Here is a 1,396-nt window from a genome sequence, read left to right as displayed (position 1 = left end):
CAGACGGATGACAGTAGACAATACTGATTGAAAACCTGATATGATAAGTGCATGTTTTTCTACATGATTGATACATTGGCGAGCTATGGTTGAGCTTTATAAAATATTAACGATAATCAGCGTATTAGCTTATTGGCTGCTCATTGCAGGTATCACCACACGTATTGTCTATAAACGACGATCTATTGGTGTTTCCTTAGCTTGGATGATGCTTATTTATGTTGTCCCCATCTTAGGGATTTTACTTTATTTTCTCGTTGGCGAGATGAATCTTGGCAAAACCCGCGCAGTGAGATCTAAAGAAATGTACGGTCCCTATCGAGAATGGTTTCGGCGGCTGTTTGCCATTCAGCAATATCGCCCTCATAACTTAAGTGATTACGCGACTCCCATTAGCCATTTGTGTGAAAAACGCCTTGGTATTCCTACGTTAGCCAATAATCAACTGACACTAAAATCGTCTACAGAAACAATATTAACAACCCTGATTGAAGACATACAACAAGCGCAAACCTCAATTCATTTAGAGTTCTATATTTGGTATCCAGGCGGACTTGCAGACCAAGTTGCCGAAGCACTTATACAGGCAGCTCAACGTGATGTGGCAGTGAGAATATTATTAGACGCTGCAGGAAGTCGAACCTTTTTTAACAGTAAATGGCCAAAACTAATGCGTAAAGCAGGTATACAGCTGGTTTCCGCACTGTCTGTTTCTCTTGTGCGTATGATTTTCCGCCGCCTTGACCTTCGCCTTCATCGAAAAATAGTCGTGATAGACAACCAAATCGGTTATACCGGCTCAATGAATCTAGTCGACCCCAAATGTTTTAATCAAAGCGCCGGTGTTGGTGAGTGGATAGATGTTATGGTGAGGATTACTGGCTCCAGTGTGCCAGTGCTTAACTGTATTCTCGCGTGGGATTGGGAAACAGAAACAGACCAAAGAATGTTACCCGAACCGCCAAAATGCCTTCCGCAAAAAGAAGAGCCATCTGACATGGTTCAAGTGATACCTTCAGGACCTGGTATGCCTGAGGATATGATCCAGCAAGTTTTATTGCTCAGTATTTATCAAGCAAAACAGAGCATCACCATCACTAGCCCTTATTTTGTCCCCAGTGAAAACCTACTGTTTGCATTAACTGCAGCGGCATTACGTGGCGTGGAGGTGAATTTAATCATACCCGACAAAAACGACTCAATGATGGTGGAATGGGCCAGCAGATCTTTCTTTGGTGAGTTACTGAATGCAGGTGTCAATATTCATCGTTTTCGCGGTGGTTTACTACACACAAAGTCAGTAGTCATTGATCTGCACCATAGTCTAATCGGCACTGTTAATCTTGATATGCGCAGCCTATGGCTTAACTTTGAAGTGACTCTTTCTGTTGAAAAT

The 1,396-nt window shown here is 42.4% G+C and carries 1 protein-coding gene; it reads left to right on the top strand.

Going from position 1 to position 1,396, the window contains the following annotated elements; translation table 11 throughout:
* Positions 1 to 85: 85 nt before the first annotated feature.
* The coding region (gene cls, locus CXF78_RS00535) for a cardiolipin synthase (protein WP_102035688.1) at positions 86 to 1,396 on the top strand (1,311 nt) is incomplete at its 3' end.

It is taken from the genome of Shewanella sp. 11B5, from assembly GCF_002836795.1.
In the GTDB taxonomy this organism is placed as follows: Bacteria; Pseudomonadota; Gammaproteobacteria; order Enterobacterales; family Shewanellaceae; genus Shewanella; species Shewanella frigidimarina.
This window is presented reverse-complemented; position numbering and strand designations above follow the sequence as displayed.